We start from the raw sequence: 14,381 nt of genomic DNA, 5'->3' as shown, positions 1-14,381 counted from the left end.
TTGCCGGGGTCCGGCTCTTCAACGGCGCTACCGGACTGCTGGCACCGGCCCCGCTCGTCCGGTGCCTCGATCCCGGCCGCGGGAGCTTTCAACACGCCGCAGATGCTGATGCTTCCGGGCATCGGACCGCGTGTGGAACTACAGCGGCACGGCATACCCGTACGGGTCGGCCTGCCGGGCGTGGGCGCCCATGTGCAGGACCGTTACGAGGACGGCGTAGTCAGCCAGACAGACCGCGAGTGCCCGGTGATCAAGGACTGCGACTTCCACGCGCCGCAGCCCGGAACCGAACCGGACCGCTGTTACCGGGTCCGGCAGCGCGGTGAGGGTCTGTACACGACCAGCGGCGCCGCCGTCGGTATCACCCGCAAGTCCCATTCTGAGCTGGACGTTCTCGACCTGTTCGTCTTCGGCGGCCCCTTCGACTTCCGGGGCTGCCACCCCGGACACTCGCTCGCCCTGACCCGCCACAAGGACCGCTTCACGTGGGCCGTCCTCAAGAGCCGCACCCACAACACCGGGGCCGGGTGCGGCTGTGCTCCATCGACCCCCGTGACATCCCGCTGGTGGACTTCCACTGCTTCACCTACTTCACCGAGGGCACGGACAAGGACGGCCCGGACCTGGAAGCCATGGCCGATGCCGTGGAGTTCGTGCGCGGAACGAACCGCAAGACCGGCTCCGTGATCCTCGGCGATGCCGCCCGCGCCTGAACCGCCACGGCCTCGTTGTCCCCCACACGAAACGACCAGAAGCCACCTGAGGAGTGTCCCGATGAGCACGCAACGACGCGCCGCACGGCGTTCCACGGCCGGATACCGTATGTCACTCCCCTGGCGGATCGTCACTGGCGTCGCCGAATTCCTGGACCGGCGCACCGGCTGGGACAGGCTGCCCGTCGTTGCGGGCCTGCTGACGCTCCTCGGGCTGCGCGTCAGGCTCCGGCAGAAGAACCTCCACGACACCGGCCACTTGCCTTCGTTCAATCCGCCCGACCCGGCACCTCCCTCCGCGAGCCACAAGGTCAACCGGACGGCCGACGGCAGTCACAACGACCTCGACGAGCCGCGCATGGGCATGGCGGGCAGCCGCTTCGGCCGGAACATCCCGCTGGGCCGGATCGTCCCGGCCGCGCCCGCGGACGTACTCGCGCCGCCGAACCCGCGCGAGGTCAGCCGCGCCGTGCTCACCCGCGACTCGCTGATCCCGGCCGAGTCGGTCAACTCCCTGGTTGCCGCCTGGCTGCAGTTCATGATCCGCGACTGGTTCAGCCACGGCACGAGTCCCACGGATCAACCTTGGGAAGTACCGCTCATGGATGACGATCCGTGGCCGGAGAATCCCATGCGGATCATGCGGACACCAGAGGACCCGACCCGCGACCCGCAGGCGCCGGCCGGGACGCCCGACACCCGTGTCAACGTCTCCTCCCACTGGTGGGACGCCTCCCAGATCTACGGGTCGAACGAGACGGAACAGCGGCTGATGCGCACCGGCGAGCTGGGCAAGCTGCATCTGTGGGACGACGAGCAGGCGCCGTTCCCCTCGGACCCCTCCCGCGACCCCTCACGGGTGCCCGGCTTCTGGCTGGGCCTCGCCATGATGCAGGACTTGTTCACCCGCGAGCACAACACGATCTGCGGCCACCTGCACGCCGCGTACCCGTCCTGGAGCGACGAGGAGCTGTTCCAGCGCGCCCGGCTGGTCAACGCCGCCCTCCTCGCCAAGATCCACACCGTGGAGTGGACCCCAGCCGTGATCAGCCATCCCACCACCGTCAAGGCGCTGCGCGCCAACTGGTGGGGCGTCGCGGGCGAACGCGTCCACAACCTCTTCGGCCGGATCATCGACAGTGAGGTCATCAGCGGCATCCCCGGCGGCGAGACGGACCACTACGGTGTCCCGTACGCGCTCACGGAGGAGTTCGTGGCGGTCTACCGCATGCACCCGCTCATCCGCGACGCGTGGCACCTGCGTTCCGTCGCCGACGACGCGTCCCTGCGCCACTGCACTCTCCGCGACATCTCGGGTCCCGGGGCGCTGAAGGTCCTGGAGACCACGGGGATGGCCGATCTGCTCTACAGCTTCGGCACGCTCCATCCCGGACTGGTCACCTTGCACAACTTCCCCAAGTTCCTGCAGGAGTTCGAGCGTCCGGACGGGCGTCTGCAGGATCTCGCCGCCACCGACATCCTGCGCTCGAGGGAGCTGGGCGTCCCCCGTTACAACGAGTTTCGGCGGCTGCTACGGCTGAAGCCCGCAGAGAGCTTCGCGGACCTGACGGACGATCCGGCGTGGGCCGAACAGATCGAGCTGCTCTACGACGGCAACATCGAGAAGGTCGACCTCATGGTCGGGCTGTACGCGGAGAAGCTGCCGGCCGGATTCGCCTTCAGTGACACGGCGTTCCGCATCTTCATCCTGATGGCCTCACGCCGGCTGAACAGCGACCGCTTCTTCACCGAGTACTACACCCCCGAGGTGTACTCCAAGGCCGGCATGGCCTGGATCGACGACAACAGCATGATCACGGTGCTCCTGCGCCACCACCCGGAGCTGCGTACGGCCCTCGCAGGGCTGACGAACGCCTTCGTGCCGTGGCACACCGCCGGAAGGACGGGGAACTGACATGGGAACGGTGGACAGGGCCCGCGAGGAGCGGGAGCGCCGGCTCGCGGGCGGCCGCCGGCGCACCGGGCTCATCCCGCGACAGCCGGCGCCTCGGAGGTGAGGCGGCCGAAGACATTCAAAATCACCTCCCGCACCCAGCCCCGGTCGGCCAGACGTCGCATCCTGCCCCGCACGCCCTCCAGCCCCGACGGGGTCACCCCGCCGCCGATCCGGCCGAGGATCTGCGGCGCTCGCAGCCCGTCGGCGGGTGCGGCGGCGAGGACCGACAGGATCAGCTGGTACGCCACCGCCGGCGCCCGCGCGTCGATGCCCGGGGACCACGGCGGCACGACCCGCCCCGGCACCACCCGGCCCGGCGGGCCCGCGGTCGGAGCGGGTCTGCTCGCCGGCCGACCAGGCGTAGAAGGAGGACCGGGCCACCTTCAGCAGCCGGCACAGCAGAGCGACCGGGTGGGTGGTCTTCCCCGCCTCGATGAACGCGTACACGTCGTTCATCGATCGCTCTCCTTCGCGAAGAAGACCGCCGCTTTTCGCAGCACCTCGATCGTCTCGGCCTGCTCGCGGTTCTGCCGCCGCAGCCGGCGCGACTCTTCCCGCTCCGCGCTCGTCAGCTCGCCCGGCGCCCCCTGCCCGCGGTCGATCGTGTCCTGCTTGACCCGGTTCCGCAGTCCCTCGGCGCTGACCCCGATCTCCCGGGCGGCCTCGGTGACGGTCTTGCCGGAGGAGCGGACCAGCGCGACCGCGTCGCGTTTGAACTCCTCCGTGTACCGCCTGCTGCGGTTGCTCTTGCTTCCCACCCGGCACTACTTCCTCCGGAACCTCACGTCCCAGTCTCCAGGTGTCCACCGTCAAGGGGAAGCTTCAGTCCTGCCCGGCTTGGAGAGGCCGGACACGCTCTTTGGCGACTGCGGCCGGAAAGCGACGTTGCCTCCTGTCGGTTCACGCCCCGGGGGAAGCCGTGTCTCGGTGAGGAGCGGCCTCCCGGTGCCGCACCGTCATCTGCAGAGTCCCGGGCCGTACGGTGGCTCGTGCGACCGGTTTGACGACCTGGTCCCCGGCGAGTTCGAGACGTACCGTCCGTACGATCGTGGCGATCGCTGTGACCAACTCGGTGCGGGCGTAGCGGTCGCCGATGCACTGGTGCTTGCCGACACCGAACGGCAGGAAGGCGCCCGTCGGGGGGCGCTGGGCGTCGTCGAGCCAGCGGTCGGGGTCGAAGCGGAGTGGATCGGGGTGGAGCCGGGGGTCCCGGTGCAGGGCGTGTTGGCAGTAGGCCAGTTCGGTGTCTGCGGGGATCGTCCACCGGCCGAGCCGGGTGGCGGTGGTGGTGCGGCGGGTGACGAGGTAGCCGGTGTGGTGCAGGCGCAGCGCTTCGGTGACGACGCGGTCGAGATACTCCAGCCGGGGCAGGTCCTCGAACGCGATCGGCCGTCCCGCCAGGACGGTGTCGAGCTCTGCCAGCACGTGGGCCTCGACCTTGGGGTTGCGGGCGAGTTCGTACAGGATCCAGGAGAGCACGCTGGCGGTGGTCTCGGTGCCGGCCACGGCCAGGGTGAGGATCTCCGAGCTGATTTCGTGTCCGCTCAGCGGCCGGCCGGTGTCCGCGTTGCGGGCCCGCAGCAGCATGGAGAGCATGTCCCCGGAGTCGTGGCCGGAGGCCTGGAGGTCGGCGACGGCGGCACTGACCCGGGCGCGCACCGCATCCCGGGCGCGGTTGAAGCGGCGATTGACCGGCAGGGGGAGCCGCTCCGCCCAGTCGGGCAGCATGACGCGGGCCCCGACGCCGTTCATCACCACCGACAGGTCGCGGCGCAGTTCACGGAAGGCGGTGTCCTCGATGCTTCCGCCGAAGACGGTCTTGGCGAGGATGTCCAGGGACAGCTGCACCATCGCGTCGCGGACGTCCAGTTCCTGGCCGGGCTGCCACGCGGCTGTCGCGCCGGCGGTGGTGGTGCGCATGATGTCGACGTAGCGGGCGATCTCGGTGTGCGCGAACGCGGGCTGGAGCTGGCGGCGTTTGCGGACGTGGGCCCGGCCCGCGGCCGTCACCACGCTGTCGCCGCCGAGCAGATGGCCCATCTTCTCGAAGAAGCGGCCCTTGTCGAGGCTGGGGCCGAGTGTGGTGAGCATCTCCTGGATCAGGGCCGGGTCCTGGACTACGAGGGTGCGGGTGCCGGGCTGGAGGGTGATCTCGATCAGCGGCTCGCCCGTGTCGCGCAGCGAGGCGAGGAAGGCGAGCGTGTCGCGGACGAGGTGGGGGGAGTGGCCGAGGAGGGGAAACGAACCTGCTGCCCGAGGTATGGGGGTGGGGGAAGGCGCAGCGAGCGTCACGGTGAACCCTTTCCGGGGGATCAGGCGGGGCGCCCTATGACTTCCCTGGCTCTTCCCGTCGGTAATCCATCCACGGACGTGTCCTGCACCACGCGATCACCCGGAAACAGCCAAAGTCATATGGGACCGGTGTGACAACACAACTGCCCCGGACGCCGCCCGGGGCGCCGCCATCCGACAGCAGCTCCTCGAACTGCCCGCTCCCGTCGTCGCGAACGCTCTCGGCCACGGAGAACTCACGACCGCTGGCTGCGCGAGCACCGGCGGGACGCTCGCCGGACTGGGCCCTGGGGGCGCCGGGCGTTCTCGGTGCCGGAGGGCGGCTTTCTCCGGTCACGGGTGTACGGGCGCTTCAGGCCGAATGCTCGGCGGTCCGCGCGGGAGCACGGTCGCCGCGGTCGTCACCGGCCGCTCCTTCCCGTGAGCACGGGGAGTCGTTCTATGCCGTCTCCCGATACGCCGCCGCCTCCTCCAGGTCCAGCCTCCGCAGCAGGGTGCGCAGCATCTCGTCGTCGAGGTAGCGGGCGTCGCGGAGTCTGACGAACACGTCACGCTCCGCGCTGATCATCTCCCGCGACAGCCGCCGGTAGGTGTCGTCCACGGACTCCCCGGTGACCGGGTTGGCCTGGCCCAGACGTTCCCAGACGGCGTTGCGGCGGCGCTCCAGGACGGTGCGCAGACGGTCGGCGAGCGGGGCCGGAAGAGCGTTGCGCTCGTCGGACAGGAGCTCGTCCAGCCGCTGCTCGGCGACCCGCGAGGCCTGCGCCTGGGCGTTGGCCTCCGCGAGGGTCTCGGCCTGGACGTCGCGCCCGGGGATCCTCAGCAGACGGATCAGCGGGGGCAGCGTCAGACCCTGCACCACCAGCGTGCCGATGACCGTGGTGAAGGTCAGGAAGAGCAGCAGATTGCGCTGCGGGAAGTCGGTGCCGCCGGCGGTGAGCGGGATCGAGAAGGCGATGGCCAGCGAGACCACGCCGCGCATGCCGGCCCAGGAGATGACGAACGGCGACTTCCAGCCGGGTCTTCCTTCGCGTTCCCGGATCCGGGCCGACAGCAGCGGTGGCAGAAAGGTGGCCGGGTACACCCACACGAACCGCGCGACGACGACCACTGCGAAGACGGCCAGCGCGTACCAGACGGCCTCGGCGCCCGCGTACTCCCCGAGCCCTCTGAGGACGATCGGCAGTTGCAGTCCGATGAGCGCGAAGACCGCGGCCTCCAGGACGAATGCGACCATTTTCCACACCGCCTCCTCCTGGAGCCGGGTGGCGAAATCGACCTCCCACGCGCGGTGTCCCAGATAGAGCGCGACGACCACGACCGCGATGACCCCGGAGGCGTGCACCTGCTCGGCGGCGGCGTAGGCGACGAACGGGATCAGCAGGGAGAGCGTGTTCTGCAGCAGTGCCTCCTTCACATGGGTGCGCAGCCAGTGCAGCGGAACCATCAGCACCAGACCGAACACGAGGCCGCCGAACGCCGCGAGCAGGAACTCGCCGATCCCCCCGGCCCAGGTCGCGCCCTCGCCGACGGCCGCCGCCAAGGCCACCCGGAACGCGGTGATCGCGGTGGCGTCGTTCAGCAGGGACTCGCCCTGGAGGATCGTGGTGATCCGGGACGGCAGTCCGACCCGGCGCGCCACCGCCGTCGCCGCGACCGCGTCCGGCGGGGCCACCACGGCACCGAACACCAGAGCCGCGGTGAGCGACAGGCCCGGCACGAGCAGGTACAGGGCCCAGCCGACGACGAAGGTCGCGAACAGTACGTACCCCACCGACAGCAGCGCGACCGGCCGCAGCTGCGCCCGCAGACCGAGGTAGGAGCTGTCGGTGGCAGCGGTGTGCAGCAGTGGGGGCAGGATGAGCGGAAGGACGATGTGCGGGTCGAGCGTGTAGACGGGCACACCGGGCACGTAGCTGACCGCGAGACCGGCGGCGACCACCAGCAGCGGGGCCGGCACCGGAGTGCGTCTGGCGGCGGCGGAGATCGCGGCACTGCCCGCCACCAGCAACAGCAGCGGCATCACGTCCATGTCGTGCCCACCTCCGAATCTCCACGTTGTGATCTGTGCAACCGTCGTAATCTGGCCATCATGAAACAGTGCACGCACGCCGACGCGCTGCCGCTCCCGGAACCCGCCCCACTCACCGAGACGTGTCCGGAGTGTCTGCGGGACGGCACGGATCCGGTGCAGTTGCGCCTGTGTCTCAGTTGCGGTCACATCGGCTGCTGCGACTCGTCGCTGGGACGGCACGCGACGGGGCACCACCGGGAAACGGGCCACCCCGTGATGCGGACCCATGAACCCGGAGAGAACTGGCGCTGGTGCTTCGTCGACCAGGTACTCGTGTGACCGGACGGTCCGACCGCCCGACGCCCGGGTACGTCGATCCGGCGCACGCTCTTCCCGTTGATCGTCAACGGGACGCCTGGGGCAGCCCGGGCGAGTCGCTGTCAGGCGCACCGCACGGATCGGCGCCCTCACACCCCCTACCGTGTCGATACAGACGCCGACGCCGAACGGCCGGCGGGCGTCAGGCCAGGGGGTAGGGCGGCGGGGTGCCGCCGAACACGGGGCAGAAGGCCTGATAGCCGCACCAGTCGCAGAGCCGGCTCGGGCGGGGTTGCCACTCGCCCGTCGCCACCGCCCGCTGGATCGCCGCCCACAGCGCCCGCAGCTTCCGCTCCACCGCCCGCAGGTCCGCCTCGTCCGGGTCGTACGTCACCACGTCGCCGCTGCCCAGGTAGACCAGTTGGAGGCGGCGCGGGACCACCCCGCGCCGCCTCCACAGCACCAGGGCGTAGAACTTCATCTGGAACATGGCCCGCTGCTCGAAGTCCGGCGGGGGCGCCCGGCCGGTCTTGTAGTCCACCACACGGACCTCGCCGGTCGGGGCGACGTCCACCCGGTCGATGATCCCGCGCAGCTTGAGACCCGACTCCAGCACCGTCTCCACGTGCAGCTCCCGCCCGGCGGGCTCCAACCGGTTCGGGTCCTCCATCCGGAAGTACTGGTCGAGCAGCTGTTCCGCCTCGGCCAGCCAGGCGGCCAGCGACGCGCCGTCCGTGTCCTCGGGGAAGAGGCCTGCCAGCTCGGGCCGTCTGCCCAGCAGACGCTCCCACTCCGGGCGCAGCAACGCGCGGGCACGGTCCGGGGTGCGCTGCCCGGCCGGCACGTCGAAGAGCCGCTCCAGTACCGCATGCACCACGGTGCCCCGGGCCGCCGCCTCGCTCGGTGGCTCCGGCAGCTTGTCGATCACCCGCAGCCGGTAGCGCAGCGGGCAGGTCATGAAGTCGTCCGCACGCGACGGCGACAACGACGACGGCCTCCTCGGGGCGGGCCGAGGTGTCGGGGGCGGGGCCGCGTCCGATGCGGCGGAACTCTCGGACGGAGGCATATTCCGACCCTACGCCGGGTCCTTCTCGAGTCCACCGGAGCAGTGGACCCGGTGGGTTCGGGGCACCGGCCGCAGCCGGTGCAGCGGCAGGACGGGCGATGCACGGGCGTCGTGCGGCTCCTGGCGGCCATGACCTTTCATCGCACATCTGTTCGAGTTACCATGAAGTCCGGGCCAAGCCGGACATATGCGCAAATCCACGTGTCGCCGGCCGGAGCCCACGGAAAATCTCCCCATGTCCGCATCGGGCTTCGCAAGCGGACTCCGCTTGCGAAGCCCGATGCGCCCGGAGGGCCCGCCCCGCGTCCGCAGGGAGGACTCGCCGCCCGACCAGCGCCACCACGACCCCATGTGCAGGCTTGGCTCGATCATGAAGACTCCGCCCGTCGGGGAGGGCGCCGAGCGGGTGCTCGGCGTGGACCCCGGACTGACCCGGTGCGGCCTCGGGGTGGTCGACGGCACCGCCGGACGGCCGCTCGCGGTGACGGCCGCCGGCGTCCTCCGCGCCCCGGCGGACGCGGACTTCGGCCACCGCCTCCTCCTCGTCGAGCGCGGCATCGAGCGATGGCTGGACGACTACCACCCCGGAGCCGTCGCCGTGGAGCGGGTGTTCAGCCGGTACGACGTGCGCACCGTGATGGGCACCGCGCAGGCGAGCGCGGTCACGATCCTGTGCGCGGCCCGGCGCGGCCTGCCCGTCACCTGGCACACCCCCAGCGAGGTGAAGGCCGCCCTCACCGGCAGCGAAAGCGCCGGCAAGGCCCAGGCCGGCGCGATGGCCACCCGCCTGCTGCGGCTCGACGCCCTGCCCGAGCCGGCTGACGCCGCCGACGCCCTGGCGCTCGCCATCTGCCACATCTGCCGCACCCCGGCGCTGAACCGCCTGCAGCGGGTGCACGCCGACGGCCCCGCTCCCGCACGACTTCGGAAGGACACGATCCGATGATCGCTTTCGTCAGCGGCACGGTCGCCGCGCTCGCCCCCGACGCCGTGGTCGTCGAGGTCGGCGGCGTCGGCATGGCCGTCCAGTGCACGCCGAACACGCTGTCCGCGCTGCGCGTCGGCGCGCACGCCAGGCTCGCGACGTCCCTGGTCGTGCGCGAGGACTCGCTCACCCTCTACGGCTTCGCGGACGACGACGAGCGGCAGGTCTTCGAACTGCTGCAGACCGCCAGCGGCGTGGGCCCGCGCCTGGCCCAGGCCATGCTCGCCGTGCACACCCCGGACGCGCTGCGGCGCGCAATCGCCCAGAGCGACGAGAAGGCCCTCACCGCTGTGCCCGGCATCGGGAAGAGGGGCGCCCAGAAGCTGTTCCTGGAGCTCGCCGGCCGGCTCGGCGAGCCGGCCGGGGCCGCCGAGACCGGCCGCCCGGCCGGCGTCGCCGCTCCCGCGCCCTGGAGCGAACAACTGCGCGCGGCGCTCGTCGGCCTCGGGTACTCCGCGCACGAGGCCGAGGAGGCGATCGCGGCCGTCACCCCCGCCGCCGAGGCCGCCGCGGCCGACGGTGCCGCCCCGAAGGTGTCGCAGTTGCTGCGCGCAGCCCTGCGCACCCTGAACCGCGCCCGCTGAGAGGAGTGGACCGCATGACCCGGGACGAAGCCGAAACCGCTGCCCTCATCGGACGGCTCGTCAGCCCCGCCGCCGCGGAGCGGTTGGTGGGATCTGTCGCCGACGGGGAGGACCAGGCCGTCGAGGCCGCCCTGCGGCCCAAGGACCTGGACGAGTTCATCGGCCAGGAGAAGGTCCGCGAGCAGCTCGACCTGGTGCTGCGCGCCGCCCGCGCGCGGGGCGCCACCGCCGACCACGTGCTGCTGTCCGGTGCCCCCGGCCTGGGCAAGACCACCCTCTCGATGATCATCGCGGCCGAGATGGGCGCCCCCATCCGCATCACCTCGGGACCGGCCATCCAGCACGCCGGCGACCTCGCGGCGGTCCTGTCCTCCCTCCAGGAGGGCGAGGTGTTGTTCCTCGACGAGATCCACCGGATGTCCCGGCCCGCCGAGGAGATGCTGTACATGGCAATGGAGGACTTCCGCGTCGACGTCATCGTCGGCAAGGGCCTGGGCGCGACCGCCATCCCCCTCGAGCTGCCCCCGTTCACCCTGGTCGGCGCCACCGTGCGGGCGGGCCTGCTGCCGCCCCCGCTGCGCGACCGCTTCGGCTTCACCGCGCGCATGGAGTTCTACGAGCCCACCGAGCTGGAGCGGGTTGTCCACCGCTCGGCCCGGCTGCTGGAGGTGGAGACAACGCCCAAGGGCGCCGCGGAGATCGCCGGCCGCTCCCGCGGCACGCCCCGCATCGCCAACCGCCTCCTGCGCCGGGTCCGGGACTACGCCCAGGTCAGGGCCGACGGGCGGATCACCCGGGAGATCGCCTCCGCGGCCCTGGCGGTCTACGAGGTCGACGGCCGCGGCCTGGACCGGCTCGACCGGGCGGTGCTGGAGGCCCTGCTCAAGCTGTTCGGCGGCGGACCGGTCGGCCTGTCCACGCTCGCCGTCGCGGTGGGCGAGGAACGTGAGACCGTCGCGGAGGTGGCCGAGCCGTTCCTGGTCCGGGAGGGCCTGCTGGCCCGTACCCTGCGCGGCCGGATCGCCACGCCCGCCGCGTGGGAGCACTTCGGCCTCGTGCCGCCGCGGCAAGGTGGTCCCGTCGGCGGTCGGGAAGGCCCGCACTGAAACAGCAGTTCATCGAGCCGGAGCTCAACTCCGGCCGGGCGGACCGGGCCCGAATCAACCGGTCCGCACGGAGTCGGCCGCGTGGAGCGCGCAGAGCGACCCGGGCTGCTCACCCGCGCACTCTCCAGCTTCACCTGGGGCGATCCGGCCACGGCACTGGTGCAGGCGCGCTCACGCCGGGACTTGAAACCGACATCCAGGTCGTTAGCTATTTTTATGGGCAAAGTGTTGATTTCTGCCCCTGTTCGCGCCTAGCGTGGGATTCCAGTCGGTTTCGAACAAGTATTCGAACTGAGGCGTCGGCCATGTGGGTGCACGTCTTGCCGGGTGAGGACCGTGTCCCGTCCCTCCCCAAGCCCACCCCGAACCGCCGTCGGATGTGCCAGAGGAGAACGGCGTGAACAGCTTCACCTTCACCCCCGCGACCAAGGAGCAGGCCAAGGCCCGCATCGCGCTCACCGGGCCCACCGGGTCGGGCAAGACCTACAGCGCGCTCGTCATCGGCACCGGGATCGGCGACCGGATCGCCCTGATCGACACCGAGCACGGCAGCGCTTCCAAGTACGCCGACGAGTTCGCTTTCGACACCCTCCCGCTCGCGACGTTCGAGCCCCCCGCACTCGTCGAGGCGCTCGCAGTGGCCGCACACGAGGGATACGACGTCGTGATCGTCGACTCGCTCACGCACTTCTGGTCCGGCTCGGGCGGAATGCTGGAGCAGGTCGACAACGCCGCGAAGCGCGTCGCGGGAGGCAACACCTTCGCCGGCTGGAGGGAGGCCCGTCCCCTGGAGCGGGCGATGATCGACGCCCTGCTCGCCTACCCCGGCCATCTCATCGCCACCATGCGCACCAAGACCGAGTACGTCGTGGAGGCGGACGAGCGCGGGCGCAAGGTGCCGCGCAAGGTCGGGCTCAAGCCCGAGCAGCGGGAGGGCATCGAGTACGAGTTCGACATCGTCGGCGATCTCGACCACGAGAACACCCTGGTGATCTCCAAGTCCCGGGCGAAGCCGCTCGCCGGGCTCGTCGTCCGCAAGCCGGATGCGGCGTTCGCCGAGGCCGTCCTGGATTGGCTCAACGCCGGCAAGCCCACCCCGAGCGCGTCCGACTACCTCACGACCGCCACCGCCCCGCACACCACCTACGAGGAGCTCCGCGGCCTCTACGAGGAGGTGCGTCGGCACAACCTGCTCGCCGCCGCCGTCCTGGACCCCGCCGGGGGTTCGACCACGCTGGGCGAGCTCATCGTGCGCCGCGGCACCGAGGCGAAGAAAGAGGCCGGAAAACAGACCGGGCAGACCGAGCAGACCGGGCAGACCGAGCGGAAGGGTGAGGCAGCGTGAACCTCCGGGACCGGGCCACCCGGGTCGTCGTGCTCAGGGTGCTGCGCGACGCGGTGGAGGCCGAGTACCGGGCCGAGCGCCGCGCGGTCCTCGACGGGCTGCGTGCGGCTCGTGCCGAGCTCGCCCTCAAGTCGATGCGGGTGACCCTGCCGGACGACATCCCGATCGCCACCCTCACGCTCATCGACCCCCAGCCGGCGGTCGTGGTCGCCGACGAGGACGCCTTCACCGCCTGGGTGGCCGCGAACCACCCCGGCGAGGTGGAGACCCTGGTCCGGGTACGCCCCGCCTGGAAGCGGGAGTTCTTCGGCCGGCTCGCCTGCTTCGACCCGGTCGCCGACCCGCACACCGGCGAGGTGATCCCGGGACTGGCGGTGGCGCCGGCCTCCGAACCGCGTTCGTTCAGCCTGCGGCCCGTGCCCGGCGGAGCGGAACGGGTCGCCCGTGCCTGGCACACCGGCGAGATCGACCTGCGCAGGCTGCTCGCCCTCGGCGGTGGCGAGACGTGATGACCACCGTCACGGCGCGCTCCGACAGGGACTTGCCCGCCACTCTGTGGTTCCTGATCTCACAAGCCGGTCACCTCGGCTGCGGCCGCTGGAGCCTCGGGAACGACGGGCGGCTGCGCTGCGCCTGCGGGACCGTCCTGTACCTGTACCAGCAGCCGGCGGACGGGGCGGGAAGCGGGGCACCGACGTCACCCGGGACGCGCTCCCGCGGAAAGGAGGAACGGGTGACGCCGACTGAGACCGCGGAGCTCGCCGCCCTGGTCGCGGCGATGTGCCCGTCGATGCATCTGGAGGAGACCGCGACGGACGCCTGGCACCTCCTGCTCGCCGACCTGGACATAGCCGACACGCGGGAAGCCGTGATCCGGCTGGGCCGCAGGCAGTCCCACATCCACGCCGCCGACATCCGCGCCGAGGTGCACGCGATCCGGGAGGAGCGGCTCGCCCGCGACCCACTGCCGCTCCCGGACACCGACCCGGACGATCCGCACCGCTATCGCGCGGAACTCCTCGCGATCGTGACCGCGATCGCCTCGGGGCAGCGCGTCAAGCGGGCACCCGCCGTCCCGGCCCAGCCACCGCCCGCCCCCGTCGGCCGCTCGAGGAGCGCCCTCCGCGTTCACGCCCTCCGCGTGCCCTGCCCCTGGTGCCGGGCTGCCGTCGGCCGTCCCTGTACCGTCCCCCGGCTCGGCATCCCGATGAAGAACGCTCCGGCTCACGCTTCGAGGCTCATCGCGGCGGGGCCTGTCGAACGAGAAGAACGAGAAGAACCAGGAGAGCGAGAAGAGCGAGAAGAGCAAGAGGAACGAGAGGAGCAAGAGGAACGAGAGGAGCAAGGCGAAAAGGGGCCTGGTGGTGAGCCCGAGGACACCCCGGAACGGCGGCGTTGTCGTCGGACAGCCAACTCCCCCCGTCCGTTCGTGCGTTAGGAGTACCTCTCATGGTCGGCGAGACCGTCGTCACCGTCGTCGGCAACCTGACCGACGACCCCGAAATCCGCAACACCCCGTCCGGCGACGCGGTCACACACTTCACCGTCGCCTCCACGCCCCGCACCTTCGACCGGCAGAGCAACGAGTGGAGGGACGCCGACACGCTGTTCCTGCGCTGCTCGGCCTGGCGGCAGATGGCGGAACACGTCGCCCAGTCCCTGGCACGCGGCACCCGCGTCATCGTCCAGGGGCGGCTGCACCAGCGGACGTACGAGACCAGGGAAGGCGAGAAGCGCACCGTCATCGAACTGGAGGCCTTGGAGATCGGCCCCTCCCTGCGCTACGCCGCCGCGACGGTCAGCAGGATTCCGCGCGTGGGCGTGCCCGGCGACACCCTCTTCGACACCGCCCCGTCCGCGCCGAACGACGCGCCGGGGGCTCCCGACGGGGACAACAGCGCCTCCCGCGACCACAACAGTCCCACGTTCCCTTTCTGACCCGGTTGAAGTATTGCCGGGTGATCGTCATGAAGGACCTCCCGCCAAGCGGCCAGGCGCGGC

16 protein-coding genes are annotated in these 14,381 nt (G+C 71.1%); 10 read left to right on the top strand and 6 right to left on the bottom strand.

Annotated elements, in window-relative coordinates; translation table 11 throughout:
* Window positions 1-138: 138 nt before the first annotated feature.
* Window positions 139-441 carry a hypothetical protein gene (locus tag ACVW19_RS03840; protein WP_457456565.1) on the bottom strand — a complete coding sequence of 101 codons (303 nt, stop codon included), beginning with the start codon at window positions 439-441 and terminating at the stop codon, window positions 139-141.
* Between the two features lie 44 nt (window positions 442-485).
* Between ACVW19_RS03840 and ACVW19_RS03835 the strand changes: the two genes are divergently transcribed.
* A complete protein-coding gene (locus tag ACVW19_RS03835; protein WP_457456563.1) occupies window positions 486-713 on the top strand; it encodes a hypothetical protein in 228 nt (75 codons plus the stop codon).
* A 61-nt stretch (window positions 714-774) separates the two neighbouring features.
* On the top strand, window positions 775-2,628 hold the full coding sequence (locus tag ACVW19_RS03830) for a peroxidase family protein (protein ID WP_457456562.1): 1,854 nt from the start codon (window positions 775-777) through the stop codon (window positions 2,626-2,628).
* Between the two features lie 71 nt (window positions 2,629-2,699).
* Here ACVW19_RS03830 and ACVW19_RS03825 read toward each other — a convergent pair whose 3' ends face one another.
* The 4 genes from ACVW19_RS03825 to ACVW19_RS03810 all read right to left on the bottom strand — a co-directional run bounded on the left by ACVW19_RS03825 (window position 2,700) and on the right by ACVW19_RS03810 (window position 6,994).
* Window positions 2,700-2,960, bottom strand: a complete 261-nt coding sequence (locus tag ACVW19_RS03825; protein WP_457456560.1) for a hypothetical protein — start codon at window positions 2,958-2,960, stop codon at window positions 2,700-2,702.
* A 162-nt stretch (window positions 2,961-3,122) separates the two neighbouring features.
* The gene (locus ACVW19_RS03820) at window positions 3,123-3,428 is read right to left on the bottom strand and encodes a transposase (RefSeq protein ID WP_457456558.1); all 306 of its coding nucleotides are present in this window, start codon (window positions 3,426-3,428) and stop codon (window positions 3,123-3,125) included.
* 142 nt (window positions 3,429-3,570) lie between these two features.
* Window positions 3,571-4,962, bottom strand: a complete 1,392-nt coding sequence (locus tag ACVW19_RS03815) for a cytochrome P450 (RefSeq protein WP_457456556.1) — start codon at window positions 4,960-4,962, stop codon at window positions 3,571-3,573.
* A gap of 439 nt (window positions 4,963-5,401) precedes the next feature.
* Window positions 5,402-6,994: a Na+/H+ antiporter gene (locus tag ACVW19_RS03810; RefSeq protein WP_457456554.1), complete on the bottom strand. Its 1,593-nt coding sequence runs from the start codon at window positions 6,992-6,994 to the stop codon at window positions 5,402-5,404.
* A gap of 60 nt (window positions 6,995-7,054) precedes the next feature.
* Between ACVW19_RS03810 and ACVW19_RS03805 the strand changes: the two genes are divergently transcribed.
* Window positions 7,055-7,315: a UBP-type zinc finger domain-containing protein gene (locus tag ACVW19_RS03805; RefSeq protein ID WP_457456553.1), complete on the top strand. Its 261-nt coding sequence runs from the start codon at window positions 7,055-7,057 to the stop codon at window positions 7,313-7,315.
* 181 nt (window positions 7,316-7,496) lie between these two features.
* On the opposite strand, the gene ACVW19_RS03800 is transcribed toward ACVW19_RS03805, so the two are convergent.
* Window positions 7,497-8,360, bottom strand: a complete 864-nt coding sequence (locus tag ACVW19_RS03800; RefSeq protein ID WP_457456551.1) for a RecB family exonuclease — start codon at window positions 8,358-8,360, stop codon at window positions 7,497-7,499.
* Window positions 8,361-8,730: 370 nt separating this feature from the next.
* On the opposite strand from ACVW19_RS03800, the gene ACVW19_RS03795 reads away from it, so the two are divergent.
* From ACVW19_RS03795 to ACVW19_RS03765, 7 genes are all read left to right on the top strand, one after another.
* Window positions 8,731-9,306, top strand: coding sequence for a crossover junction endodeoxyribonuclease RuvC (locus ACVW19_RS03795; protein WP_457456549.1), 576 nt, complete (start codon window positions 8,731-8,733; stop codon window positions 9,304-9,306).
* Window positions 9,303-9,929 (top strand): Holliday junction branch migration protein RuvA, encoded by a 627-nt coding sequence (ruvA, locus tag ACVW19_RS03790; protein WP_457456547.1) that lies wholly within the window; start codon window positions 9,303-9,305, stop codon window positions 9,927-9,929. Before ACVW19_RS03795 ends, ruvA begins: the two co-directional genes overlap by 4 nt.
* A gap of 14 nt (window positions 9,930-9,943) precedes the next feature.
* On the top strand, window positions 9,944-11,035 hold the full coding sequence (ruvB, locus tag ACVW19_RS03785; RefSeq protein ID WP_457456545.1) for a Holliday junction branch migration DNA helicase RuvB: 1,092 nt from the start codon (window positions 9,944-9,946) through the stop codon (window positions 11,033-11,035).
* Between the two features lie 397 nt (window positions 11,036-11,432).
* A complete protein-coding gene (locus tag ACVW19_RS03780; protein ID WP_457456543.1) occupies window positions 11,433-12,380 on the top strand; it encodes an ATP-binding protein in 948 nt (315 codons plus the stop codon).
* The gene (locus tag ACVW19_RS03775) at window positions 12,377-12,889 is read left to right on the top strand and encodes a hypothetical protein (protein ID WP_457456541.1); all 513 of its coding nucleotides are present in this window, start codon (window positions 12,377-12,379) and stop codon (window positions 12,887-12,889) included. Before ACVW19_RS03780 ends, ACVW19_RS03775 begins: the two co-directional genes overlap by 4 nt.
* A 224-nt stretch (window positions 12,890-13,113) precedes the next feature.
* Window positions 13,114-13,818: a zinc finger domain-containing protein gene (locus ACVW19_RS03770; protein WP_457456539.1), complete on the top strand. Its 705-nt coding sequence runs from the start codon at window positions 13,114-13,116 to the stop codon at window positions 13,816-13,818.
* Window positions 13,819-13,829: 11 nt separating this feature from the next.
* The gene (locus ACVW19_RS03765) at window positions 13,830-14,318 is read left to right on the top strand and encodes a single-stranded DNA-binding protein (RefSeq protein WP_457456537.1); all 489 of its coding nucleotides are present in this window, start codon (window positions 13,830-13,832) and stop codon (window positions 14,316-14,318) included.
* Window positions 14,319-14,381 lie beyond the last annotated feature (63 nt).

Source organism: Streptomyces sp. TE5632, assembly GCF_054061295.1.
This window is presented reverse-complemented; position numbering and strand designations above follow the sequence as displayed.